Annotated in this window: 22 protein-coding genes; 10 read left to right on the top strand and 12 right to left on the bottom strand. The window is 39.4% G+C overall.

Going from position 1 to position 22,958, the window contains the following annotated elements; translation table 11 throughout:
• Position 1: 1 nt before the first annotated feature.
• From folP to BP621_RS10360, 5 genes are all read right to left on the bottom strand, one after another.
• The gene (gene folP / locus BP621_RS10380; RefSeq protein WP_292389654.1) at positions 2–1,228 is read right to left on the bottom strand and encodes a dihydropteroate synthase; all 1,227 of its coding nucleotides are present in this window, start codon (positions 1,226–1,228) and stop codon (positions 2–4) included.
• Positions 1,229–2,028: 800 nt separating this feature from the next.
• Positions 2,029–2,883 carry a bifunctional methylenetetrahydrofolate dehydrogenase/methenyltetrahydrofolate cyclohydrolase gene (locus BP621_RS10375; RefSeq protein ID WP_292389652.1) on the bottom strand — a complete coding sequence of 285 codons (855 nt, stop codon included), beginning with the start codon at positions 2,881–2,883 and terminating at the stop codon, positions 2,029–2,031.
• Positions 2,884–2,907: 24 nt separating this feature from the next.
• On the bottom strand, positions 2,908–4,146 hold the full coding sequence (gene glyA / locus BP621_RS10370; protein WP_292389649.1) for a bifunctional serine hydroxymethyltransferase/L-allo-threonine aldolase: 1,239 nt from the start codon (positions 4,144–4,146) through the stop codon (positions 2,908–2,910).
• A gap of 623 nt (positions 4,147–4,769) precedes the next feature.
• Positions 4,770–5,378, bottom strand: coding sequence for a phosphoribosylglycinamide formyltransferase (purN, locus tag BP621_RS10365; protein ID WP_292389645.1), 609 nt, complete (start codon positions 5,376–5,378; stop codon positions 4,770–4,772).
• A 326-nt stretch (positions 5,379–5,704) separates the two neighbouring features.
• Entirely contained in the window at positions 5,705–6,688 is a 984-nt protein-coding gene (locus BP621_RS10360; RefSeq protein ID WP_292389643.1) for a transcriptional regulator, read from the bottom strand.
• Positions 6,689–6,838: 150 nt separating this feature from the next.
• Between BP621_RS10360 and BP621_RS10355 the strand changes: the two genes are divergently transcribed.
• Positions 6,839–8,125: a tRNA(Ile)(2)-agmatinylcytidine synthase gene (locus BP621_RS10355; protein WP_292389640.1), complete on the top strand. Its 1,287-nt coding sequence runs from the start codon at positions 6,839–6,841 to the stop codon at positions 8,123–8,125.
• Between the two features lie 201 nt (positions 8,126–8,326).
• Here BP621_RS10355 and BP621_RS10350 read toward each other — a convergent pair whose 3' ends face one another.
• Positions 8,327–9,091, bottom strand: coding sequence for an NAD+ synthase (locus tag BP621_RS10350; RefSeq protein WP_292389726.1), 765 nt, complete (start codon positions 9,089–9,091; stop codon positions 8,327–8,329).
• A gap of 602 nt (positions 9,092–9,693) precedes the next feature.
• Between BP621_RS10350 and BP621_RS10345 the strand changes: the two genes are divergently transcribed.
• Both BP621_RS10345 and BP621_RS10340 read left to right on the top strand, forming a co-directional pair.
• On the top strand, positions 9,694–12,021 hold the full coding sequence (locus BP621_RS10345; RefSeq protein WP_292389639.1) for a CDC48 family AAA ATPase: 2,328 nt from the start codon (positions 9,694–9,696) through the stop codon (positions 12,019–12,021).
• A gap of 194 nt (positions 12,022–12,215) precedes the next feature.
• Entirely contained in the window at positions 12,216–12,470 is a 255-nt protein-coding gene (locus tag BP621_RS10340) for a PRC-barrel domain-containing protein (protein WP_292389637.1), read from the top strand.
• A 407-nt stretch (positions 12,471–12,877) separates the two neighbouring features.
• On the opposite strand, the gene BP621_RS10335 is transcribed toward BP621_RS10340, so the two are convergent.
• Positions 12,878–13,060, bottom strand: coding sequence for a hypothetical protein (locus BP621_RS10335; RefSeq protein ID WP_292389635.1), 183 nt, complete (start codon positions 13,058–13,060; stop codon positions 12,878–12,880).
• Positions 13,061–13,645: 585 nt separating this feature from the next.
• On the opposite strand from BP621_RS10335, the gene BP621_RS10330 reads away from it, so the two are divergent.
• The 3 genes from BP621_RS10330 to BP621_RS10320 all read left to right on the top strand — a co-directional run bounded on the left by BP621_RS10330 (position 13,646) and on the right by BP621_RS10320 (position 17,372).
• Positions 13,646–15,112, top strand: coding sequence for a nitrogenase component 1 (locus tag BP621_RS10330; RefSeq protein WP_292389634.1), 1,467 nt, complete (start codon positions 13,646–13,648; stop codon positions 15,110–15,112).
• The gene (locus BP621_RS10325; RefSeq protein ID WP_292389633.1) at positions 15,109–16,377 is read left to right on the top strand and encodes a nitrogenase component 1; all 1,269 of its coding nucleotides are present in this window, start codon (positions 15,109–15,111) and stop codon (positions 16,375–16,377) included. The genes BP621_RS10330 and BP621_RS10325 overlap by 4 nt, the downstream gene beginning before the upstream one ends.
• A gap of 284 nt (positions 16,378–16,661) precedes the next feature.
• Positions 16,662–17,372, top strand: a complete 711-nt coding sequence (locus tag BP621_RS10320; protein WP_292389631.1) for an SAM-dependent methyltransferase — start codon at positions 16,662–16,664, stop codon at positions 17,370–17,372.
• Between the two features lie 185 nt (positions 17,373–17,557).
• Here the strand turns inward: BP621_RS10320 and BP621_RS10315 are convergent, their stop codons facing one another.
• Positions 17,558–17,698, bottom strand: a complete 141-nt coding sequence (locus BP621_RS10315) for a hypothetical protein (RefSeq protein ID WP_292389629.1) — start codon at positions 17,696–17,698, stop codon at positions 17,558–17,560.
• Positions 17,699–17,974: 276 nt separating this feature from the next.
• Between BP621_RS10315 and BP621_RS10310 the strand changes: the two genes are divergently transcribed.
• The gene (locus BP621_RS10310) at positions 17,975–18,325 is read left to right on the top strand and encodes a cupin domain-containing protein (RefSeq protein ID WP_292389626.1); all 351 of its coding nucleotides are present in this window, start codon (positions 17,975–17,977) and stop codon (positions 18,323–18,325) included.
• A 65-nt stretch (positions 18,326–18,390) separates the two neighbouring features.
• Here the strand turns inward: BP621_RS10310 and BP621_RS10305 are convergent, their stop codons facing one another.
• Positions 18,391–19,296, bottom strand: a complete 906-nt coding sequence (locus BP621_RS10305) for a hypothetical protein (RefSeq protein WP_292389625.1) — start codon at positions 19,294–19,296, stop codon at positions 18,391–18,393.
• A 49-nt stretch (positions 19,297–19,345) separates the two neighbouring features.
• Positions 19,346–19,984 (bottom strand): DUF4145 domain-containing protein, encoded by a 639-nt coding sequence (locus BP621_RS10300; protein ID WP_292389623.1) that lies wholly within the window; start codon positions 19,982–19,984, stop codon positions 19,346–19,348.
• Between the two features lie 430 nt (positions 19,985–20,414).
• On the opposite strand from BP621_RS10300, the gene BP621_RS10295 reads away from it, so the two are divergent.
• Both BP621_RS10295 and BP621_RS10290 read left to right on the top strand, forming a co-directional pair.
• Positions 20,415–20,630: a hypothetical protein gene (locus BP621_RS10295; protein WP_292389619.1), complete on the top strand. Its 216-nt coding sequence runs from the start codon at positions 20,415–20,417 to the stop codon at positions 20,628–20,630.
• A gap of 38 nt (positions 20,631–20,668) precedes the next feature.
• Complete coding sequence (locus tag BP621_RS10290; RefSeq protein ID WP_292389616.1) at positions 20,669–21,040, top strand: PRC-barrel domain-containing protein; 372 nt, start codon at positions 20,669–20,671, stop codon at positions 21,038–21,040.
• 211 nt (positions 21,041–21,251) lie between these two features.
• On the opposite strand, the gene BP621_RS10285 is transcribed toward BP621_RS10290, so the two are convergent.
• Positions 21,252–21,377 (bottom strand): hypothetical protein, encoded by a 126-nt coding sequence (locus tag BP621_RS10285; RefSeq protein ID WP_292389613.1) that lies wholly within the window; start codon positions 21,375–21,377, stop codon positions 21,252–21,254.
• Positions 21,378–21,414: 37 nt separating this feature from the next.
• Entirely contained in the window at positions 21,415–21,969 is a 555-nt protein-coding gene (locus BP621_RS10280) for a hypothetical protein (RefSeq protein ID WP_292389612.1), read from the bottom strand.
• Between the two features lie 255 nt (positions 21,970–22,224).
• Between BP621_RS10280 and BP621_RS10275 the strand changes: the two genes are divergently transcribed.
• On the top strand, positions 22,225–22,350 hold the full coding sequence (locus tag BP621_RS10275; RefSeq protein WP_292389609.1) for a hypothetical protein: 126 nt from the start codon (positions 22,225–22,227) through the stop codon (positions 22,348–22,350).
• Positions 22,351–22,958: the final 608 nt, after the last annotated feature.

The raw sequence follows: 22,958 nt of genomic DNA, 5'->3' as shown, positions 1-22,958 counted from the left end.
ACTACCTCAAGTATCGATATTCCAGATCGCTCCGCTTTGCAATACATTCGCGGATCATTTCGGCAATAAGTGGAAGGGAGCGCGCCTGACCTTCAAGTTTCCTGGCAAGGCGCCAAAGCTGAAGCAGAGTGCCCATTACAAGCACATCAGTCATTTCTGTTTCATGGGAAACTGCATTCCTTGTCAGGGCTGCATCCCCTCCCCTGGCAAGTATTTCCTGTTTTATTATCAAAGCCTCTGTAGTTGTAAGATTATGAATTTTCAGCATAAGATGGATGCTTTTATCCTGCATTACCTTTGAGCCTGTCGCGGTAGCCCCAAGTTTCCGCATTGCAATGGCTGCATCCTGTGGTGTCTTTACTTCAACCACAGAGACCTCATACCTGCCCTCTTTTACTATACTTGGCCTACTCCTGATAGCTCCTGAAAGCTTTACAACATCAGCGGTCTCAGGTACATCATGCGTGCGGACGATATGAGCACCTTTGTAGACTGCAATAGCTGCTGCAGCCAGGCTACCGTAGAGCCTTTTAGTTGCAGGTTTTCCAAGTACATCTCCTATGAAAGATTTTCTTGAGAAAGCTGCTAATAAAGGTTTTTCAAAAATTTTAAGGCGTTCAAAATCGTCAAGAGTTTCAAAGTCGTAGATGGAAAGTTTTTCTTCGATCCACCTGCCTGATGCAGGGTCAAGTATGAGCTTTTCCGGACTTATGCCGCCTGACTCAGCAGCCTGTATAATAGAATCAAGGGATTCAATAATGGCATCCATCCCGAGGGGGTCACCCGGCAATTTATTTGAGGCCATGACAACAGCAGGACATCCGTAATCTGCTACTACTTCAATCATTCTGGGATCTGCTGTAAAACCGGAAACGTCATTTATAATATCAGCTCCTCTTTTAAGAGCTTCTTCTGCGATTTCAGAAAACATCGTATCCACGGAAATCACAGCATCAACATTGCCTTCCAGTGCTTCAAGCACTGGCAAAATACGTTCAAGTTCCTGTTTCCTGCTAATAGGCTCGGCGTGTATCCATGTTGAACGAGCTCCAAGATCCAGGAATGTCGCTCCCTCCTCAACCATTTTCAGGGCTGTCTCAAGCGCGGAGTCAGGGCTTATGACCGAATTTCCGTAAAAGGACTCAGGGCTAAAGTTAATAATACCCATTACGTGTGCAGGGTATTTATCTCCTATTTTTATACCGCAGATTTCAGTATCAACGACCATTTTTGACAACCAGGCTCTATAGGTTTTAATTTAATTACGCCAGCTGGCGCTTAATAAGCATTAGTAAGCAGATATTAACGGAAGCCGGCTTCACAGAGCTTTTTCATCATCGTAGGTTTCAACGATATGCCTTTAAATCGCGAAAATATAATTTATTCCGCTTTTTACTACATTCCGTGAAAAATCTTCTTTATTCCGTCCGCAGAGGCTTCCAGATAGGGGGAGTTTATTTGATCGATTATTACAGGGTTGGATTAATAATCACTGTAATCATATATTAATTAATATATATAAGCTGACTTATCAGGTATATTTGTTTAGTGTATATTTAAGAAGCATTAAAGCAGGTTTTAAGCCTTGCTACAAGCCTCATTTCGCCGACCGAATATTATATAATACGAAGGTTATATAATTTAACTCAAGAATTATTTTGAATATTATTGGCAGTAAACATTATTGTAATAGTATAAGCTTCAATAATACATAAAAATATTGATGTGTAGAATTGATCTGGTACAATTAGGAAAGCAACGTTGTACGTTAATTAGAAAATGGTCTATAAAAACAACTACTAATATCGTAAACTGGCAAGATAGGAAGAATAAGGTTGATTTTCCTGATCTGGCACAATTGGGAAAATCAACTTTTCTTGCTTTAGTATGAAATGAGTAAGATAAGAAATGTATACCTTAAATTGAGAGCTCGATGCCTTAACTCAATAACTCATAACCAATGCTTTAACGCCTCAAAAAAGATTAAAAGGCCTGGTAAAAAGACCTTCGTAAAGAAGTTTCAAAAATTCATTCTGCACATTTAAGCACGTGCTTCATAAGCATGGAAACTGTCAGAGGGCCTACGCCGCCAGGAACAGGGGTGATTAGAGCTGCTTTCTTGATCAAATTTTCGAAGTCTACATCTCCGTATACGCCATCTTTTTCCTGAGTAATGCCCACGTCAAAAATAACTACACTTTCCTTTACCATATCGGCTTTGATAAGGTGTTTAACTCCAGCAGCAACCACCAAGATGTCTGCGCCGAGAGTGTATTTTTTAAGGTCATCTGTGAACACGTGACAAACCGAAACGGTTGCATTCCGGTTAAGGAACATTGCTGCCATGGGTTTTCCGACAACATTGCTGTGCCCGACAATAACTACATTTTTGCCCTTAATAGGCACATTATATTCTTCAAGCGCTCGGATAATTCCATGTGGAGTACAGGGAACAAGTCCTTCATCCCCGATCATTAGCTTTCCCATATTATAGGGGTGAAAGCCATCCGCATCTTTCTCAGGGGCTATTGCTTCCATTGCTTCCTGAGGGAAAAGGTGTTTCGGAAGTGGGAGCTGAAGCAGAATTCCATGCACATTCTTGTCTTTGTTAAGGGTATTGATCAGGGAGAGAAGTTCCTCCTGACTGGTTTCTGCCGGAAGAAAGTGGTCTTCTGCCCGAATGCCCACACGTTCACAGGCTCTGTGCTTCAGACGGACGTACATTTTAGAAGCAGGGTCGTCGCCAACAAGGACAGTAGCAAGTCCAGGCGTAATTCCCCGGCCACTTTTAAGGGCTTCAACTCCAGACTTCACTTCATCTTCAATCTTCTTTGCAAGAACTTTCCCATCTATAATTCGTGATTCATACCCTTCGTCTGACATTGGTAAAACATCCCACTTCTTAGATTAACGATAAACAGGGAATCTTGAACAGAGTTCTCTAACCTTGCCACTTGTTTCAGACAGGGTCTTATCGTTTTCTGCATTTTTAATCGCAGTTTCAATATAGTCGGCAATTAATTCCATTTCTTTTTCCTTCATACCCCTTGTGGTACAGGCAGGGGTTCCAAGCCTTACCCCACTCGTGACAAAGGGACTGCGGGTTTCGAAGGGCACCGTGTTTTTGTTTGCAATAATCCCAGCTTTGCTCATAGCGGCTTCTGCATCCTTGCCGGTTATATTCATGTTATTGAGATTGACAAGCATAAGATGATTATCCGTGCCGCCAGATACTATATCAAAACCCTTCTCTTTAAGGCATTTGCAGAGGGTTTTTGCGTTCTTTATGGTCTGAATCTGATCCTGTTTGAACTTCTCACTCATGGCCTCTTTAAAAGCTACTGCCTTTCCGGCTATTATATGCATGAGAGGTCCGCCTTGGAGGCCAGGGAAAACCGCTTTGTTAATTCCGGTCGCAAGTTCTTCTGTCCTCGAAATAATAATTCCGCCTCTTGGGCCCCGGAGGGTTTTGTGGGTTGTGCTGGTAACGAAGTCCGCATAAGGTACAGGACTCTGGTGCACACCTGCAACTACAAGCCCTGCAATGTGGGCAATATCCGCAAGCAGATAGGCTCCGACCTCGTCAGCAATTTCGCGGAATTGCTTGAAATCGATTTCACGAGGATAAGCTGAAGCCCCGCAAACAATCATTTGCGGTTTGCTTTCCTTTGCTTTTTTCATAAGATTGGAATAGTCCAGCATCTCAGTCTTTTTACTGACCCCGTAAGGTACAATATTAAAGAGCTTTCCGGAAAAACTCACCGGGCTGCCGTGAGAAAGATGCCCGCCGTGCGAGAGGTCCATGGACATGATAGTATCTCCGGGATGCAAAACCGAGAAATAGACAGCCATATTTGCTCCTGAACCCGAGTGAGGCTGGACGTTTACGTAATTTGCTTTAAAAATTTTCTTTGCCCTGGCAATCGCGAGGTCTTCAGCAACGTCTACGAAGTCGCAGCCGCCGTAGTATCGCTTTCCGGAATATCCTTCAGCATATTTATTGGTCAGAATCGAACCCTGAGCTTCCATAATGGCTTTGCTTGCATAATTTTCGGATGCAATCAGGTTTAATTTATACTCCTGGCGCTCGGCTTCTTTCTTGATAGCCTCAAACAATTCCGGATCAATTTTTTCAATATAAGACATTACTATCACCTGTAACCTATTCCTTTAAAATTTCTCAAAATCAAGAGTTTTTGTGGTTTGGATTGATGAGTTGATTAGTGCTAACATGTGCATATATACAGGAATCACCTTCCAGATTGGAAAGTTACTCAAGAAGTCGGCGTTCAGCGATAGAACCACCGGATAAGCGGGAGTGTACTTAAACAGGCTCTATAACCTTCTTGATGGGGATTTTTCGTTCTAAAGTCTCAAAACTTCCGACAAAAAGCTCCTGAATATCTTGAAGATAGGAGATTTCGAAACCTGAAAAGCCATAATGGCCTATATGGCTTTGTGGAATACCTATAAGTTTGGAATATTTATAACTATCAGGGATTAAAGAAGTTATTTCCGTCGATACCCCGCTAGCTTGGCTGCGGGGATGGAAAACTTCCCAGGTAACCGTTGATGATAATATAATTTATCAACTCCATTTTTCGGTTACTAACTTCTGCTCAAAGTTAATTGTTTAGGGTTAGTATTTCCTTTAACGGAATTTAGAGCGGTGACGCGAACATACCTCGTTGCTTGCGGCGGGGTGTGCCAACTAGACTATGATTAGTCGGTAAAATCTATTCCGGTTTTACATGATCTTAAGCGCTTTCTCAAATCCCGGTTACTACATTTCTACCCTCAATTTTAAGTTTACCCTCGGTAAAAAGCCTGACAGCTTCAGGGTAGATAACGTGTTCCTGCTCCAAAATTCTGGCAGTAAGGATTTCTTCCGTATCCCCGGTAAGCACAGGCACGCACTTCTGGAGGATTATTGGCCCTGAGTCCAATCCTTCGTCAACAAAATGCACTGTGCAACCTGCAACTTTTACCCCGTATTCGAAGGCCTGCTTCTGGGCGTGAAGTCCTTTGAAGGCCGGAAGAAGAGAAGGATGAATATTCATAATCCTGTTCCTGTAGGCTTTAATTATTTTGTTTCCTAAAAGTCGGAAGTAACCTGCAAGCAGAAGAAGATCCGTCTCGTACTGGTTCAGAACATTCAGGATCGCCCTATCATATTCATCCCGGTCGTACTTGCCCGGATCAAGGAAAACCGCGTCTATTCCGTGATTTCTTGCACGCTCGAGCGCATAGGCATTTGCCTTATTGGAAATAACCACATTAATTGTCGCATTCTTAATGTAACCCTTTTCAATGCTGTCCATAATCGCCTGGAGATTCGAACCCCTTCCAGAAACCAGCACTGCAATCTTTACAGTCATCGAAGCTTTTAGATTGAAACAGTGCTATATTAGGGTTTTGGAATTATCCTCTATCCGACTAGACAGCTTCTGCCCGTCTCCACAAATCAAAATAAAAAATCCGCGAAACAGAGCACCCAGAAAATACTTAATTTAGAAAAATCCTCGGGCTCAGAACATCAAAAGGAAAAGAACTTCAAGGCATCCCACATTGTAAGATCGTGGTATCCCGAGTTAAGAAAATTGAAAAAAAATTCATTTTACCCATAATTCAGCCCTCTTGAGCGAAGCGTAGTGTAGCGAAAAGGGCACCGTCCTCCCGAGACTGGATTCGGGTAACTCAACTTTTACGTTTCATCGTGAGTTTCTCTACGTTCCTCTATAAAGTTAAGGAGTTCCTCAGAATCACTTATTCTGTCAAGTTCCTTTTTCTCGATCATAACCGTGTTTTCTACGGATTTTATTTTTGAGCGCCCGTTTATGATAAATACGGATTGAGTCTCCGTGACGCAGGAAATACTGCTCATCAGATGAGCCCTTTTGACCACGGTCGTATTGAATTCACTGACTCCGGTAAGGATAATTGAAGATTTGTCCCGTGAAATGGCCTTAAAAGGTGCCTGTGCAGTCGGAAGGACGTCATAGCCAAGCATGGAAATGGTATTCAGGATCAAATCTTCCGGCAAAAGTGTGCAGGGCTTTTCTTGAGCTTTGGCTCTGGATTCTACCTTTTTCCGGGGCTTCCTACTTCCACAGGATTTCAGGATATTTATGGGCTTTGCAAGCTCAACCCCAAAGATATCCTCTAGCTGGAGCACAACGTCTATCGAAGCGTCCATGCCTTCTTCTTCGTATTTGCTGATAGTTCTCCTGGAAACCCCTACCATGGCAGCAAGAGTCCCAAGAGACATTGACTGGTCCATCCTGGCTTTTTTAAGTATATCTCCTTCTATGGATATGTATAGCCCGCCCGGAGCTGCTGAAACCAGAGGAGGAACATTCTCAATAAAGTAATCATAGAGAGTCTGCACATTCAGGGCTAGGATATCATAGCGCATATACACAACGCTATCTTCAAGCATCTGGTCTCTGGTTTTTGCCCCCACGACAATAGCAGAGCCTCCAAGGTATTCGGCCAGGTACTTCATCTCCCTGGCAGTTTCTTCATTCAGGCCGTCAATATTAAATAAAACCTTGCAAAGTAATAGTGTTTCATCTTTCCGTGCGGCAACGTCAAAGCTCCTCGGACGAATATTGCAGCGATCGGAGAGTGCAAAACCTGCACGTGCCAATACATCAATAATTTGATGTATGAGAATCTCTTTTGTCATTCCAGTATCAATCTCTGTTTGAACATCTATATATATTTTTCTTTACTTTTGACAATCCTCACAATGGGAAAAAACGTCGGAGAGTAACGAAAACCGTAATTACCCGAAACGCATATGGGAAACTAAAAGGCAAAAACTGGAACCGAAAAAATGATTATCGGAATTGATGATACCGACTCAAACGAAGGAATGTGTACAACGTATCTGGGAGCTCTGCTGCTGGATGATCTTCAGGCCTACGGAACTGTTGAGACTCTTCCGCTCCTTATACGCCTGAATCCCACTATCCCTTACAAAACAAGAGGAAATGCTGCAGTAGCGCTGGAAATCAAGACTTGCTGCCCGGAAAAGGTAATTGCCCATGTCGTGTCTAGAATAGAAGAATTTGCACGTATGGAATGCGAAAAAACTAATCCGGGCACGGTTTTTATCTTGGAAAAAGATTACGATAAACTCAAGCCTGTCCTCAGGAGCTTTCTGGAAAAAGCCGTAAAGGACGTGATTGAAATAGAGGAGGCAAAAAGCCTTATCTCTAAATCCGGAATTCCCTCAAAAGGTTTCAAAAACGGAAGAGGATTGATAGGCGCCCTTGCGGCATGCGGGGCTATGCTTAACCTCGAAGAATGGGACCACACTTTCGAGTACCTGGCATACAGGCAAAAGGAAAAATGGGGAACCCCACGCGAAATCAAAAAGGGAAGTTTCTTTGAGGCTGACAAGGAAACTTATCCTGAGACCTGGGACACCGTGGATCTTAAAAACAGACTTGTTGTCTGTGTACCTCACTCGGCCGATCCCGTGCTTTTCGGAATCCGGGGAAAAAATCCACTCATAGTTACTAAAGCCGCATCCTTTATCAGGGCTGAGCTTGTTGAACGTTTTGCCATATACAGAACAAATCAGGGTACTGATATGCACCTGCTTTCCGCGGAAAGTATTGCAGAAATAAGGGATATGCATTCCTACAGGCTTGAAGGCACAGTTTCTGCAGTTCCAAAAACTATTCACGGGGGACACGTTATTTTTCCCATTCAGGATAAGGAAGGAAGTGAAATTGACTGTGCAGCCTTCGAACCCACAAAGAACTTCCGGCTGCTTATAAGGAGACTGAGACCCGGAGATAGGGTTGTAGTATCTGGAAGTGTAAATTCCGGAACCATCAACATCGAAAAAATAGAAATAAAAAAGATCGTCTCCCTTTATAGGGAAGAAAACCCTGTATGTCCGACCTGCGGAAAACATATGAAATCATCAGGCCAAACCCAGGGCTTCCGCTGTAAAAAATGCGGAACTCAGGCTACCTCAAAAATCCTATGTGAGACAAAAAGAAACCTTATAGCAGGATTATATGAAGTCCCACCCTGCGCCCGCCGACATCTTGCAAGACCCCTGGTAAGGGAACAGAGATCTGATATAGAGATTCACCCTGCCCGCTAAAAAAATCGGCGGGCTAAAAAAGCCCGTTCAATAAATTAAAACCACAGAAAAGCTGCCTTATTTATAAATCAATCCGCTTGAGCGCAACCGTTGCACCACAACCGTTGCGCCGGTTGATCACGCCGTCGTTCGGGGTAAGTTTTTCATTGCAACATTTTCGGTCAAGCCTTTTTTGAAAAGGCTTGCGGTCAAGCAGTTTTTTCAAAAGGCTTGCGGCGGAGCATTTCTTTTATGCTTGCTTCTCTTTATACGGTTCATTACTGAATTCAGTTGTTCTGTTGAAATCCCGAGAGTGTTCATAATAGTTTCAGGATCTTCGTTCTGCTCAAGCCTTTTGAGTACCTCATCTACTTTTAAGTAAGAGATTCCAAGTTCGGCTTCATCGGTCTGGCCTGCCCAGAGACCTGCGGAGGGTTTTTTCGTAATAAGAGGGTCTGGAACCCCAAGCCTGCGTGAGAGCTCCCAGACCTCGGTTTTGTAAAGCCCGCCTATGGGTTCGAGATCAACGCCTCCATCTCCATATTTCGTGAAATAGCCAAGTAAGATCTCGGTTTTATTGCCGGTTCCTATGACCATACGATTCATCCGGTTTGCATGGAAGTAGAGAAGGGACATCCTGATCCTTGCTTTCAGGTTGCCCATGGAGAGCCGGTCTGCAGATTCATTCTTTGGAACTGCAGCCATGAAAGCCGAAATAATTCCTGAAATATCAATAGTCTTAAACTCGATCCCCAACCAGTCTGCAAGAGTTTTCGCATCTTTGCTGTCTTCAGAAGGAGTAAGGCCGGATTCAGGCATGTGAATCCCAAGCACTTTATCTTTTCCCAGAGCTTTTACGGTGAGCGTTGTGGCAAGGGCTGAATCTATTCCCCCACTGATGCCTATAACGGCTCCGTCTACGCCTGCTTTAAGGGTTTCGTTCCGGATAAAATCAATAATCCTGTTCTGCGCAATTTCAAGGTTCATGATGTCAATTCCTGGGTACTCATCAGGCATATAATTTGAAATGACCTCAAGACTCTAAATTTAAGATCCTGAGGATAGTAAATTTGAAAGATATCAGGTTTAAATCACTGTTCAGATTTAAATGACTATTTTGAGGATTAAGCAATTTTATACACAGAAGTTCCAGATATATAAAACCTCAGAGGAAAAATTGAGTTATGGTAAACTTATTTAATAAATGGAAGATATAGGGAGTAATATATGCCTGGTAATATAATATAAATAACTGATTACCAAATGTACCTATAACCAATAATTGATTCTCAAATGTGCCTCTTACCGACAAATTATTATCCGGACAGGGTTACAAGCTATAAAGGGGGCTTCTTTGGATAGGAAGACTGGACAGAAAATTCAAGAGGCATAAAAGTTCCATTACAAACCCTCCGGGGTGAAAATCTACCTGATCAAAGGCATTGAAATAAAAAGACGTCTAATATACAAAACGGGTAGCTTCATAATATGCAGTCCGGAGAAATCAGAAAAACCCAGTGTCCTTTTATTTTATTCGATTATTAATATAACAATTACAATCAAAAAGACAACTATTTTCGGGATGATCTATGGAAGAAATACAGTTGAAGGTTGAAAAAGCATATCCTATCGACCTTGGAAGAGGAATTATCCGACTTGACCCTACAACTTTGCTGAAGCTTCAGCTCTCGCCAGGCGACATCGTGGAAATAAGAGGTAAGAAAAAAACCACGGCAAAGGTATGGAGAGCTGACAGGCAGGACTGGGACCAGGGACTAGTGAGAATTGATAACTTCATCCGGCAAAATGCAGGCGTTTCTATAGGAGAGAAGGTAACCATCAAAAAGGTTGAAGCTCCGGAGGCAAAAAAACTTATTCTGGCGCTTCCGGAAAGCATGATGCAGGGGGGGCCTGAACTTCAGTTCGGGGAACATGCAAATGAAATCATAAAGCGGCATATCCTCAAAAGGCCGGTTTTTAGGGGGGATATCATTCCTATAATAAACTCGATGTCTCAACCAATGACAGAATCCCTTACTACAAGCCAGGTAATCCCCCTTGTTGCTGTTGAGACTGATCCCTTAAACACAATTGTCCTTATTACAGAAGCAACGCTTATCGAACTGCGCAAAAAGCCGGTACAGGGGTACGAAAAGGCAACCCGGGGCGTAACCACCTATGAAGACATAGGAGGCCTCGGGGATGAGATCATGCGCGTCCGGGAAATGATAGAATTGCCCATGAAGCATCCCGAACTTTTCGGCCACCTGAATATCGAGCCTCCGAAAGGAGTCATTCTCTATGGTCCACCTGGTACTGGAAAAACTCTTATCGCAAAAGCTGTAGCCAATGAATCCGGAGCAAGTTTCCATTACATTGCCGGCCCTGAAATCGTAGGGAAATTCTATGGAGAAAGTGAAGAAAGGCTCAGGAAGATCTTCGAAGAAGCAACTCAGGATGCGCCATCGGTCATTTTCATTGATGAAATCGATTCCATTGCGCCAAAAAGGGAAAACGTAACAGGGGAAGTGGAAAGACGTGTGGTCGCCCAGCTCCTGACTCTGCTTGACGGAATGGTAGAGAGAGGACAGGTTGTTGTTATAGGAGCCACCAACCGTGTGGATGCGATTGACCCCGCACTCCGGAGACCAGGCCGTTTTGACAGAGAAATCCATATAGGTGTGCCTGATACCAAGGACAGGTACGAAATTCTGCAGATCCATACCAGGGGTATGCCCATAGAAAAAGATGAGGAAACCGAGGAGATCGAGAAAGCCGAAACCGAAGTTGATGAGGCTACCCTGGAGAGGGAAAGGAAAGAAAAGGCAGATAAATACCTGATGTATCTGGCTGAAAGAACCCAGGGGTTTGTAGGCGCAGATCTGCTGGCTCTTGTGCAGGAAGCCGCCATGCGGTGCCTCAGGGAAAATCTGCCTGACCTTGACTTGGAAAATGAACCAGTTCCACCTGAAAGGCTGGAAAAAATTGTTGTAACCAAGAGAAACTTTGAAGATGCCCTGACGGAGGCCGAACCCTCGGCTCTTAGAGAAATTTATGTGGAAATGCCCACAGTTAGCTGGAATGATGTTGGAGGACTCGATGAAGCAAAGCAGTCCATTATTGAGGCTGTGGAATGGCCCATTAAAAATCCGGAAAAGTTCATTCAGATGGGCATAAAGGCTCCAAGAGGAATCCTGCTTTACGGCCCGCCAGGAACAGGAAAGACCCTGATAGCCAAGGCTGTTTCCAAGGAGTCAAATGCAAACTTCATAAGCGTCAAAGGGCCTGAAATTTTCTCAAAGTGGCTTGGAGAATCGGAAAAAGCTATCCGGGAAACCTTCAGGAAAGCCCGGCAGGTCGCTCCCTGTGTGATTTTCTTTGACGAGATCGATTCGATTGCCTCGATGCCAGGGATGGAATCTACGGACAGCCACACTTCAGAGAGGGTGCTTAACCAGCTCCTGACTGAGATGGATGGGCTTGAGTCCCTTAGAGATGTAGTGGTAATTGCCGCAACCAATCGCCCTAACCTCCTGGATCCTGCAATCCTGCGCCCAGGTCGTTTTGATAGGCTGGTCTACATAGGTTCTCCTGACCGGAAAGGCAGGCTTAAGATATTCAGGATCCATACAAAGGATACACCCCTTGCTGACGATGTGGACCTTGAAGCCCTTGCCGATATAACTGAGGGTTACGTTGGTGCCGATATTGAGTCTGTGTGCAGGGAAGCTGTAATGATTGCCCTGAGGGAGAACTTCGATGTAGAAAATGTAGAAATGAGACACTTCAGGGAAGCTCTGAAGAAGGTAAAACCCACGATTACAGAGAATATTGCTCAGTTCTACGAAAAGATCGAGGCGCAGTTCAAGGGAGGTCAGAGACTCACAGAAACAGCTGGGTATATCGGTTACAGGTAAAATACAGGCAAGAATTACATGTAAGGGTTACTGGTAAGAATTACAGGTAAGAATTTAATCCAGTAACTCTTTAGAAGAGTAGTTTTAAAAGGAAAAAGTTTTAAAGATCCTGGTTTCAAATGGAATAAAATCTTCAAAGTGAAATGCCAGCTTTACCCAAACCGATAACACACTGCGAACGGAGATATGATAAAATGTCGAAGGAATTTGCAAAGAACCTCTTTAACAAGCAGGTAATGGCTACCGACGGAACAGAAATAGGAATTTTGAATAACGTTGTAGTCGAGATTAAAGGGGGAAATATTATTGACATGGTGGTTGCCCCGAATGTCAATTTAGATACTTCCAGGTACAGGAAAGCGGATAACTTTATCCTTATTCCTTTCGATTCTGTAAGTGCCATTAAAGATTATATAATAATAGACAAGATGAAAGCAAAAATAAACTAAAATCTAAAGGACGGGAAAGAAAATTTCCCTTCTTTCAGATTTTGTCTTTATTCTGTCCTGTTTTTGTATTCATTTTGTCCTATTATTTTTCAGCCCAATAAATATTTTCAGTCTAGTAAAACTCTTCATTAAAGATTTCAATACATGTGAGGCTTGCAAAATCAAAACAGCAAAATTGTTTTACATATGTACTATTTGAACAATTTGGTGTTCACATGTTGATTCTTACTTTAACCGCGTAGATTTCATTTAGGATATAACTTAAGGAACTCCAATTTACTGTTTTGTTTTTTCACCATATTGTATGCATCTACTATTGCAAATATCCAGGCACCAACGAATGTAAAAAATTCAATAATAAGAACCATCAAACAGAAGCTAATCCCTAAAGCAGCAATTATTGCAAATTACCGAAGAGGATCACCTGCATAGACTTGACCAAGTCCTAGAATTATGCAAGATAATAATGCAGCAAGGAAAGCATTTTTTCTTCTATATTTGACTTTTTCTCTGCCATATTCAGAGTATATTTCTGTTTCTGGATTGATTTCTGCATCTGTATCATATGTTCCAGGAGATGTTTTTTCCATCGCACCTACTCCATTAAGACAATTAGATTTTATTTAATTGGCATGTTGTCAAAATTATACTTATCGGAATTCAGTTCTCGTAATTAGATAACACTATTAAGATATATTTTGAATAAAAAATTCCATATTTCATGAAAGTAAATTGTAATTTCTCCTTGGTATATTTACCACAATATATATTAATACAAAATTAATACAAAATACCAGGCGCTTTTTGCCTTTAAATGCAGGTTTAAATATTAAAAAACATGATTATGATTTGCAAAATACAAAGAATCCTCAAATAAAAAAATACGAATTAAAGAAGGTAAAAGTATGAGTTTAAAAGGTTTAAGGCATCGCAAATCAGCTCATCCTTTGGCTTCGTATATAATCGGATCCTTAACATTTTCGTGCTGTTGTTGATTGAACTTATTGGTTTCCTCCTTTTGTTATGATTGGGTCATGTCAAAATGTAGTTTTGAGAAAAAGACTCATTTTTAATGGCCAACTATTTTAAAAATAGATCTTATTCGAGAATTTTCCGCATACTGTGTCGTTATGTGATACATTGTTTAATAAATGTGAATTTAAAGAAGTGATCAAATGGCAAAGAGCGTGTACAAAAGCACAGTTCCTATAAGAGAAAATCGTCTGAACACGACAATCACATATGGTGGAACTGCAAGTGAACTTGTGAATTTAACAAACAGGAAGTGTTTGAAAGCAAAAGATAGGACATTCTCCCAGACAACTTTCTGTCAGGAATGGCTGGCCCTGTTAACATTGGCAACGATAAAAGATGCTGTTATGATTGTCCATGCACCTGTGGGATGCATTAGCTCACTGATATTTATTAATATATTTAACCGCTTTGGACAAATTCTAAGAGGAGAAACACCACAAACTGGGAAATGGATCTCTACAAATCTTACTCACGCAGAGGCTATTCATGGAGGAGAAGATAAGCTTAAAGAAGCAATTTTAGAAGCAGATGAAAGACACAATCCTAATGCAATATTCGTATTTTCGTCATGTGTTGCTGGAGTTATTGGGGAGGATCTTGACGCCATAACAAAAAAGATTCAAGGAGAGGTATCTGCAAAAGTGATTCCTGTATACTGTGACGGATTTAAATCAAAAGTATGGGCTTCTGGGTACGATGGATCGTTCCAGGGAGTCTTGAATCATCTTATAAAGGAACCTGAAGAAAAAAAGAATGATTTAGTCAATGTGATTAATCCAGGTACAATTGGAAGACTTGATGAAGTTGAGTTAGAGAGACTTCTGGATAAATTAGGCCTTAAACCGAATTTCATCCCAAATTTTGCTACTACAGAGTCGATCGGAAAGTCATCTGAGGCAGCCCTTACTACAAGTATGTGCCCAACTTTCAGTGAATACTTTGCAAAATCATTAGAAGAACGTTTTCAGGTACCATATACTCAAAAAGTAATGCCAATTGGTCTTGATAATACCGATTTGTGGCTTAGAGATATTGGGAAATTCCTTGGGAAAGAGGATGAGGTGGAAATAGTCATAAAAGAAGAAAGAGAAAGGGTTGAACCAAAAATAAAAGAACTTAGAGAAAAACTTGAGGGAAAAAGGGTATTCGTAAGCGCAGGACAATCAAGGGCAATAGGAATTCCAAACCTTCTTGCAGATCTTGGAATGGAAATAGTGGGAGTCACTGCATATCACTATGATGAGGTAATTTTTGAAAGCTTTGCAAATTTAAAGAAAAGGTGTGGAGATTTCTGTGTTAACGTTGCAAACGTACAGCCATTTGAACAGATAAATATGTTAAGTAAAGAAAATCCTGACTTATATTTCGGTCACATTGGAGAAACAGTTTGGGCTGCAAAAAAAGGAATTCCCACAGCTATGGTTTGTAACTTATCGGTCATATATGCTGGTTATAATGGTGTTATCTCATTTGGGAGTAGAATACTTAACTTACTCAATAATCCCTCATTCAGCAGAAAGCTTGCTGCACATTCAAAACCAATTTATCGTGAAAGCTGGTTAAGTGAAAATCCATTCAAGTACCAAAAAGGGGAGGAATTATTATGAGCAAAATTATTGAGACGCCAAGATATTCATGTGCCCTTGGAGGTGCTTTAAGCACTATCATGGCTATAGAAGGCAGTGTCCCAATTATTCACTCTGGACCTGGATGCGGTGTTCAGTTATTCTACGGACAGAGTTTTACTGGAGGTTTTAGGGGATCTGGATGGATTGGAGGAGTAAGTGTCCCAAGTACAAACACCTATGAAAAAGAAGTTGTGTTTGGAGGAGAAAAGCGGCTGAAAGAGCAGATAGAAAGTACAATTGAGCTTATTGAGGGAGATAGGTATGTAGTACTTGCTGGCTGTACAGCAGAACTTATTGGAGATGATGTGAAAGGAGTATTACGTAACTTTAAAGATAAACCAGTTATCTACGCTGAAACTGCGGGTTTTAAAGGCTCAAGCTATATAGGTTATGAGATCCTTCTGGACGCGTTCATTGATCAGGTAGTTGAAGAAAGACTCAAAGAGGAAAGGCTTGTCAATATACTTGGGATAGTACCTTCTCAGGATGTGTTCTGGGAAGGAAGCCTTGCAGAGATTGAACGGATACTAAACAGTATCGGTTTAGAAGTTAACACGCTCTTTAACGAAAAGAAAATCGAGGACTTATCTTCTGCTGCTTTGAATATTGTATTATCACCCTGGGTCGGTGTTAAAGCAGCTGAAATATTAAAAAAACGATTCGGAACACCTTATATTGTTAATCCGCTCCCAATAGGAGTTACTGAAACAAATTCGTTCCTGGAAAAGGTTGGTGCTATACTTGGGATAGATGTGAGTGATATTACTGCAAAGGAAGAAAAGAAAACCTATAAATCTATTGAAAAAGTCGCGGATTTTGTTACGGATTTTGATGTGCAGCTCCGATTTGTAACCATTACGGATTCAAACTATGCAATAGCCCTCAATAAATTCCTTGTAAATGAGTTTGGATGGATTCCTTCACTTGCTCTGATAACAGATGATGTTCCGGAAGATTACAAAGATTCAATTAAAAAAGAACTTAGTTTTAAGAACAATCTTTCCCCAGAGGTTGTATTTGAGTCAGATTCCGGAAAAATCTGGGACTCTGTAAAAAAAGAAGCTCCAAATTTCATATTTGGCAGTTCTCTTGATAAAGATCTTGCAGCAAAGCTCGGAGCGACAAAACTAAGCGTGTCTTTCCCTTTTACAGATAGAATTGTAATTGATAGGGGTTATGCTGGATATAGGGGCGCAGTAAGCCTTCTAGAAGATGCCTTAAGTGCGTTTGTAGCTCCACTTTAAAAAAAATAAATTATTTATCCAAATTTAATCATTCTATTTTCTTTTTTACCACAGGCTAATGTCTTGTCAATCTTCAAAGATTTAACGATCCTGAATAGTTACGATTGATATTGTATGACATTTTGCTATTTATGCGACACTATTAAGATCTGTCAGTGGTTAGTAAGATTACTGGTTGTGATATTTTGCGGCGGTTCTAGAGTATACCATGTCGTTTATAGCAGGATTATAAAGATCAAACTATATAGAATAAGTGGAATAAATAAGCGAAAGGTGTTCAAGTAATGCTTAAAAAGAGCCGCAAATATGATACTGATTTTCTTAAAGAAAACATGATGGGTCCAAACTCAATGAAAATCGTTGAGGAATTGTCGGAGTCTTTAAAACTTGAAAAAGGCATGCGAGTACTTGATCTTGGCTGCGGGCGAGGGTTAACTTCAATCTTCCTGGCAGAAGAGTATGGCGTTACAGTTTTTGCAACTGACCTCTGGATCAGTGCAACCGAGAATTATGAAAGAATCAAGTCAATGGGACTGGAAGATAAAATAATTCCAATCCATGCCGAGGCTCATGATTTACCGTTTGCTCATGAGTTTTTTGACGTTGCGGTATGTGTAGATGCTTATCACTATTTTGGGATTGAAGAAGATTATTTGACAAAGTATTTTGCTCCACTTGTAAAGAAAGGAGGACAAATAGCAGTTGCAGTTCCGGGCTTGAAGCAGGAATTTACAAATGGAGTCCCGGCGGAGTTACAGCCATACTGGTTTGATGATATGAGTTTAACTCTACACTCATGTGATTGGTGGCATAATTTATGGAAAGCTTGTGATTCGGTAAGGATTCAGGAGTGCAAGGAGTTAAAGTGTTTAGAAGAAGCCTGGCAGGACTGGCTTTTGTGCGACAATGAATATGCTCGCAGAGATATTGGAATGATGAAGGCTGAGGGTGGAAATTACTTTAATCTGGTTTCACTCATGGCTACTAAATTGTAAACTAAAAAACATATTCATGATTTTGATGAGTACATGGTTTGTGTTAGTGACCAGTATACGGCAATAATAAAAAAGGTTTCTTCTTCTTTCTTTTTTGATTCTATTTAAAAAGAGATATAAATATAGATGAATTTAACTCATGAAAAATATTAAATCAAGTCTTTTTTTTGTTTGTAACATACTGTTTATTTAGGCCTTTTACTTTCATCGGGTTCCTCTTCTATGTTTATTTGTTCTGCTGTATCTTTTCTTTTTTCTTCTATTGATTCTAGTTTTTCCATTAATTCTCTTTCTTTATTATCATTCTTTACTTTTCTCGCTGGCATTTTTTCACCTCAATAGTTTGATGTCTGCTAAAGTAATAAATATACTGAAATGCTTACTGATACTGAACTGTTTTTGTTAATACAAACCCGTGTTTATGTTAAATAGAAAATCAATAGCATAAATACTATGATATTTTTGCAATTACTGCTTTACGTTGTCTCAACTTGCGAACAAGGAATACAAGTTTTCTATGAGTTGTTTTTTTGATTTGGCGTTACAATTCATGCATTGATTTGATATTATATAGATTACTTAAATGCTAGGAGGTTTCAGGCATGAAAGATTTCCCGGAGTTTATGAAAAACAAAAGGAATCATATCAACAGTAAAGAGCAAAATACTGAGGATATTGACGGTTATTTTTACGAAGGGGCAGGCGGCAGCCAGATGGCTTTCTGGACCTGTTATTCGGGCAGGGTTTCTAAGAAACATATTCACGAATTTGATGAGTACATGGTTTGTGTTAGTGGCCAGTATACAGCAATATTAAATGACGAGGAGTTTGTTCTTAATCTAGGGGATGAATTATTCATTCCAAGGGGAACCGAACAGTGGGGAAAGTGTATTGCTGGGACGAGAACTATTCATGCGTTTGGTGGAAAACGGATTCGTAGGGCTGAAGAATAAAGATAATTTCAAAATTTCTAATAATATTGTGTAGGATAAAGCTGTGTGGAATTAATTGAAGTTCTTCAATTCAGAGAATTTCCTTGAGAGCGGAGATTTAACAAATCAATTAATTCCATAGCATTAAACGGAAATTGGTCAACAGTGAGTCTTAATCTCTCTGAAAAAAGAAGGCTCGATTTTTCTGTATCAGTAATATTTTCTATTTTTAAGAATATACATGGTATACCGTCTTTACTTTTTGCTTCTTTTATTAATTTGTCTAAAAACGCTGTATATTGAAGTAATTCAATAAATTCTTCCTTCCCATAAAGAGTGGTATTAATTGTATCAATGCAATGCATCATTTCATCAATGTATGGATTGATATCAATTCTATCAGGGAGGAAAAATATTTCATCCTTAACCTTACCCCATTTATCATATTTCAATAAATCATTCTTCAAAGTAATCGTTCTCAACATATGATCAGCTTCTAATGGATTAATACTCACCATTTCAGAAGACGTTTCTAGTCCAATAATTGGCATTCCAACATGTTGAGAATAATTCCGGAGTTTATACAGAAACCTATAGGAAAAATAGTGGTCAAAACACGAAGAGCAAGCTTTATCAAAAATTTGAAAATTATTTGAGTTTTCTCCATACTTTCTTTTTAGATTTGTTTCGGCATGATCTAAGAATGTACGAACAGCCGAAAGAAAATTAAGTACAAGTCTATTTATATTAAACACCATTTTTTCCACATATGTCCCATGTATATCTGAGTTTTCACAATGTATCTTGAAATACTGATTTAGAACATTCTTGTACTCCATATAATTAGCATCAACAAGCCTAAATAGCTCTTGTTTTTTGGAAAATTCAAATAATTTAGTTCTTGCAATTACAAATTTCTGATATTCAATATCATCTAATGGCCTAACTTCTAATATTCCTTTAATGGACATAACGCCTAAAACTTTAGTCATAGATTATCCTTTTATCCTGATATTTCAATTGCTTTTCCGCTAAATAAGATCATTTACAGTCTCTAGCTACGATTCCATCTTTCTTTTTCTGAGGGATACCTTCAAATAATTCATCAAGCTCCTTCGGTGCAATAATCATATGATACACAATTAAATTCATCAAGCCAAATAATTTTAAAACTGTTTTACTATCATTTGTTAAGTCAATTTCTTCAGGGTGAACAGCTTCATTTCCATACACACGTAAAGAATCAAACGCCTTTTGAATCCCCAAAGGTAAACCTTTTTTTACTAAACTCTTAATATCATCATTAATATTCTTTCCAGGCTCACCTAAGTGTTTCATCAGTTTTTGTAATGCAAGTCTTAGCAAAGCAGCAGCAGATCTTGGGGAAAGTCCAACGACAAGCCTAGCTTCCAAAAAATCACTCTTCACATCATCAGGCATCTCATCATAAGGAAGGGGGGCTAAAGAGCCTAAAGGGTATATAAGTTCTCCATTTAACCAAATACAAACTTCATTACAATCATCATTCAAACAAGTACTGAATTTCAAGAAATCAACAAGATAAGTCTCACCATCCGGAACTTCACTATAAACATTCCGCCACCATTGTTGGGCAAGAACACCACAATGAGGACAAGTAAAAGCAGGCAAATGGAAAGTTGGAGCTACAAATTTAGTCATGATGTAGAAAATATTGAACAATATTAAAGAATTTTTTCATTTAAACACAAGTCATACTACATTTCTTATTTGGCCACTATATTTATTTACACTTTGTGTATAAATAGGAATAGTTCTTATGCGCTTGTTCAGCGGTCAGAATATCAAAAACGTACACTTCATTTTCGGCTTCATCAATTTGATAAAATACCCGATGATCTCCAGCTCAAGCCGGTATGTAACAATTCTGGTTCCTTCCTTTAATTTCTTTTTTATTTCCGTTACTATCCGGCACAGCGTAGGGAAGACATGCTCTTAAGCTCACTCCGAGCTTTAAGCACTTCTCTTTTTTCTTTTCAAAAATGATTCATTATTAATCAAATACTGGTAAAAATTATCACTATTTCTTCAGGCTGTACTTTAGCAATGAATTTGCAAAAATACCTCCATTTTGGGAAAATTCATAGGCATTCTCTTGCTCACCATTTTAATTACTGGTGGACATAACCTCAAGTACGTAAGGAGTGTATATTATAATGAATTATTTATTGATAGAATAGTTCATGGGGGTAATCAGGAAAGGAAACCTATATGTTTAAGTCTGGAATGGAGAAGGGCAGGCGGAAAGAATGTAACGCTTCTCTGTACTTTTGAAAGAGAGGAATAAAAGACAATTAGTGAATAACACATTGGGAGTTGAGGTGTATGGGAATAGTTGAAGAAACGCAAGTCATGAAGAAAATGACTTTTGTGCCGGCAACTGAAATAAAAGGATCTAGAGTCTTAACTGTTAAAGATGAAGAACTCGGAAAGATTGAAGAAGTCATGATTGACTCTGAACGGGGAAGAATAGCATACGTAGTACTTGCTTGTGATTGTTTTCTTGGTATGTCCTGTAAATTATTTGCCGTTCCTTGGGAAGCTCTTGAAGCAAATCGAGACGATTATCTCCTTAGAATTGATAAAGGAGTATTTGAAGAGTCAGAAGGCTTGGATGATGATGTGTGGACTTTAACTCGTAATGATTTAACTAGAGTGTATGAACAGTATAAACTTCATCCTTACTGGGAAATTTAAAAGTTTATTTTCGCATGATTCGATGAAAATTGTTGTTCCCAATCCGATTTTCTTATCGAAGAGTAAAGGAAAGACTTGAGGTTCTCGAAAACCTTACAATTTTTAAGAATATGTCCACTTCTGTTGAATAATTTGTTTCAGATAAATACCCCGTTGCTGCGTGGTATTCAAACGAAAAAAATGAAAATAAGTTACTTTTTTAGGTGTAAATTCACGCAGGAATTCCCATGTAAATAATATGGAGTTCCTTGACAACATCCTTAACACTGTTGTATTTCTTGTCTGAAAGCGTGCTAAGTTCGGCTAAGATATACTGAAAGAGAATCCTGAAGACCATCTTCTTTTATGTTCCATCAAGCTATCTTTGCCGTAAATTAGGACAGATATCTGCGAGAATTGCGTATTAGCAACAATACTATCAAAACAAATCCAGTTGTAAGCACAACGGCTACAACACGATGCTGCGAAAAATGGTTAAAGAGAGATGTGAGTGCAAGTCCAATAAGAGTAACTGCAATTATATAGTAATTTTTTTGCCTTGAGATATCGAGATATAATCTCAAATTATTATTTACCAATTCATTATATTCCCTATATACTACCATGTCACCTCTTCTTACTAGTTTTCTGTGATGAAATATCGCCAGCACATTAATAAGTGAGATTAAAAAAGCCATAAATAAGCACAAGAAAGAAAAAAAGACATGATAAGAACGAAGGGCTTCACCGATATTAGGGGTTAATCTGCTGAGAAAAAAAGTGAGAGCCGTAATAGTGAAACCAAATGTTGTAATTATCAGGGTTATCAGCGAATAATATCTATCCAGAATTTTGGATTGTTCATAGAATAAATCTTTTTCGACATTTCTTTGCATAATTTGGATTTCATCCTCTACCTTTTTATCAACTAAGGTTTCTTCCTCTACCATATCGTTGCCCCCACTCTCAATTTTGGGATCTCCTTTGGCTTGATTCGGTTAATGCATCCTGAAAAGAGAATCCTGAAAGAGTACTTATCAAACAATGTATCCTTCAATACTGTTTGTCTTCTGTTCGGTAAATCCTTTTAGAAGGATATTTGTGAGTGCTTATATATTTGTACTAATAAAAGAGTAGTTTCCTGTAAGATTCAAGTTTGTAGAGAAAAATTTTTGAAGTGGTTATTTATATAGCTAAGTAAGAAGATGAACACTGAAATCAATAATCTTCAAGATTACCTCAAAAAGAGTGAAGTCATAGACTACGACCATAAACTGATTGTTGACAAATGCCTTGAATTAAAAGAATGCACTGATGATGAAATTAGTTAAATTAAGAAGTTTTATGAGTTTGTTCGGGATAGATTCATCATTCCGAGGACATAGGGGAAATGAGAGTCACCTGTAAGACATCAGAGATTCTGGAATCTGGTCATGGAATATGGTGCTAAAGCTCATCTGTTTGGAGCCATGCTGAGACATTTTGGAATATCAGCTGGATATGGATGAGAATTACGGCTCTTCGCTTTTTGTATGGGTTAAAATAATTGCTGAGTTTGAAAGTAGCCAAGTCAAAAAGAGAAATATCAAGCTTGAATTTGGTTTTCAATAACGAATATTTATATATTTTAGATATGTTACTTTAACATTTAAGAGATAGGTGGTAGTTACCCACTCGAAACAGCGAAGAGCCAGAATTACTTATTTAAAACACCACTATCACAAGAAATCCAATAGTAGTGATTAGAATTAGAAAAAGAAAACAGCACAACTGGCTAATGTAAACATTTAAACATCAGCCAGTTAGGATTTTTTATTTATATTCAACTTTCAGCTACGGTTATACGTTTTTACTTCCAGAACCAGTAGCCAGGGATCCAGTATCTTTCATTGCTAAACCAAAAAGATTTGTGGTGTTTATCCTTGTTGTGCTTTACTTT

Origin of the sequence: Methanosarcina sp. UBA5 (genome assembly GCF_002505485.1) — an archaeon.
Classification (GTDB): domain Archaea; phylum Halobacteriota; class Methanosarcinia; order Methanosarcinales; family Methanosarcinaceae; genus Methanosarcina.
Note: the sequence above shows the minus strand (reverse complement) of the source record. Positions and strands in the feature narration are given on the sequence as shown.

Coding starts and splice junctions, on each gene's coding strand:
- folP (WP_292389654.1), bottom strand. CDS start 1,228: ATGGTCGTTGATACTGAAATCTGCGGTATAAAAATAGGAGATAAATAC.
- BP621_RS10375 (WP_292389652.1), bottom strand. CDS start 2,883: ATGTCAGACGAAGGGTATGAATCACGAATTATAGATGGGAAAGTTCTT.
- glyA (WP_292389649.1), bottom strand. CDS start 4,146: ATGTCTTATATTGAAAAAATTGATCCGGAATTGTTTGAGGCTATCAAG.
- purN (WP_292389645.1), bottom strand. CDS start 5,378: ATGACTGTAAAGATTGCAGTGCTGGTTTCTGGAAGGGGTTCGAATCTC.
- BP621_RS10360 (WP_292389643.1), bottom strand. CDS start 6,688: ATGACAAAAGAGATTCTCATACATCAAATTATTGATGTATTGGCACGT.
- BP621_RS10355 (WP_292389640.1), top strand. CDS start 6,839: ATGATTATCGGAATTGATGATACCGACTCAAACGAAGGAATGTGTACA.
- BP621_RS10350 (WP_292389726.1), bottom strand. CDS start 9,091: ATGAACCTTGAAATTGCGCAGAACAGGATTATTGATTTTATCCGGAAC.
- BP621_RS10345 (WP_292389639.1), top strand. CDS start 9,694: ATGGAAGAAATACAGTTGAAGGTTGAAAAAGCATATCCTATCGACCTT.
- BP621_RS10340 (WP_292389637.1), top strand. CDS start 12,216: ATGTCGAAGGAATTTGCAAAGAACCTCTTTAACAAGCAGGTAATGGCT.
- BP621_RS10335 (WP_292389635.1), bottom strand. CDS start 13,060: ATGGAAAAAACATCTCCTGGAACATATGATACAGATGCAGAAATCAAT.
- BP621_RS10330 (WP_292389634.1), top strand. CDS start 13,646: ATGGCAAAGAGCGTGTACAAAAGCACAGTTCCTATAAGAGAAAATCGT.
- BP621_RS10325 (WP_292389633.1), top strand. CDS start 15,109: ATGAGCAAAATTATTGAGACGCCAAGATATTCATGTGCCCTTGGAGGT.
- BP621_RS10320 (WP_292389631.1), top strand. CDS start 16,662: ATGCTTAAAAAGAGCCGCAAATATGATACTGATTTTCTTAAAGAAAAC.
- BP621_RS10315 (WP_292389629.1), bottom strand. CDS start 17,698: ATGCCAGCGAGAAAAGTAAAGAATGATAATAAAGAAAGAGAATTAATG.
- BP621_RS10310 (WP_292389626.1), top strand. CDS start 17,975: ATGAAAGATTTCCCGGAGTTTATGAAAAACAAAAGGAATCATATCAAC.
- BP621_RS10305 (WP_292389625.1), bottom strand. CDS start 19,296: ATGACTAAAGTTTTAGGCGTTATGTCCATTAAAGGAATATTAGAAGTT.
- BP621_RS10300 (WP_292389623.1), bottom strand. CDS start 19,984: ATGACTAAATTTGTAGCTCCAACTTTCCATTTGCCTGCTTTTACTTGT.
- BP621_RS10290 (WP_292389616.1), top strand. CDS start 20,669: ATGGGAATAGTTGAAGAAACGCAAGTCATGAAGAAAATGACTTTTGTG.
- BP621_RS10285 (WP_292389613.1), bottom strand. CDS start 21,377: ATGGTCTTCAGGATTCTCTTTCAGTATATCTTAGCCGAACTTAGCACG.
- BP621_RS10280 (WP_292389612.1), bottom strand. CDS start 21,969: ATGGTAGAGGAAGAAACCTTAGTTGATAAAAAGGTAGAGGATGAAATC.
- BP621_RS10275 (WP_292389609.1), top strand. CDS start 22,225: ATGAACACTGAAATCAATAATCTTCAAGATTACCTCAAAAAGAGTGAA.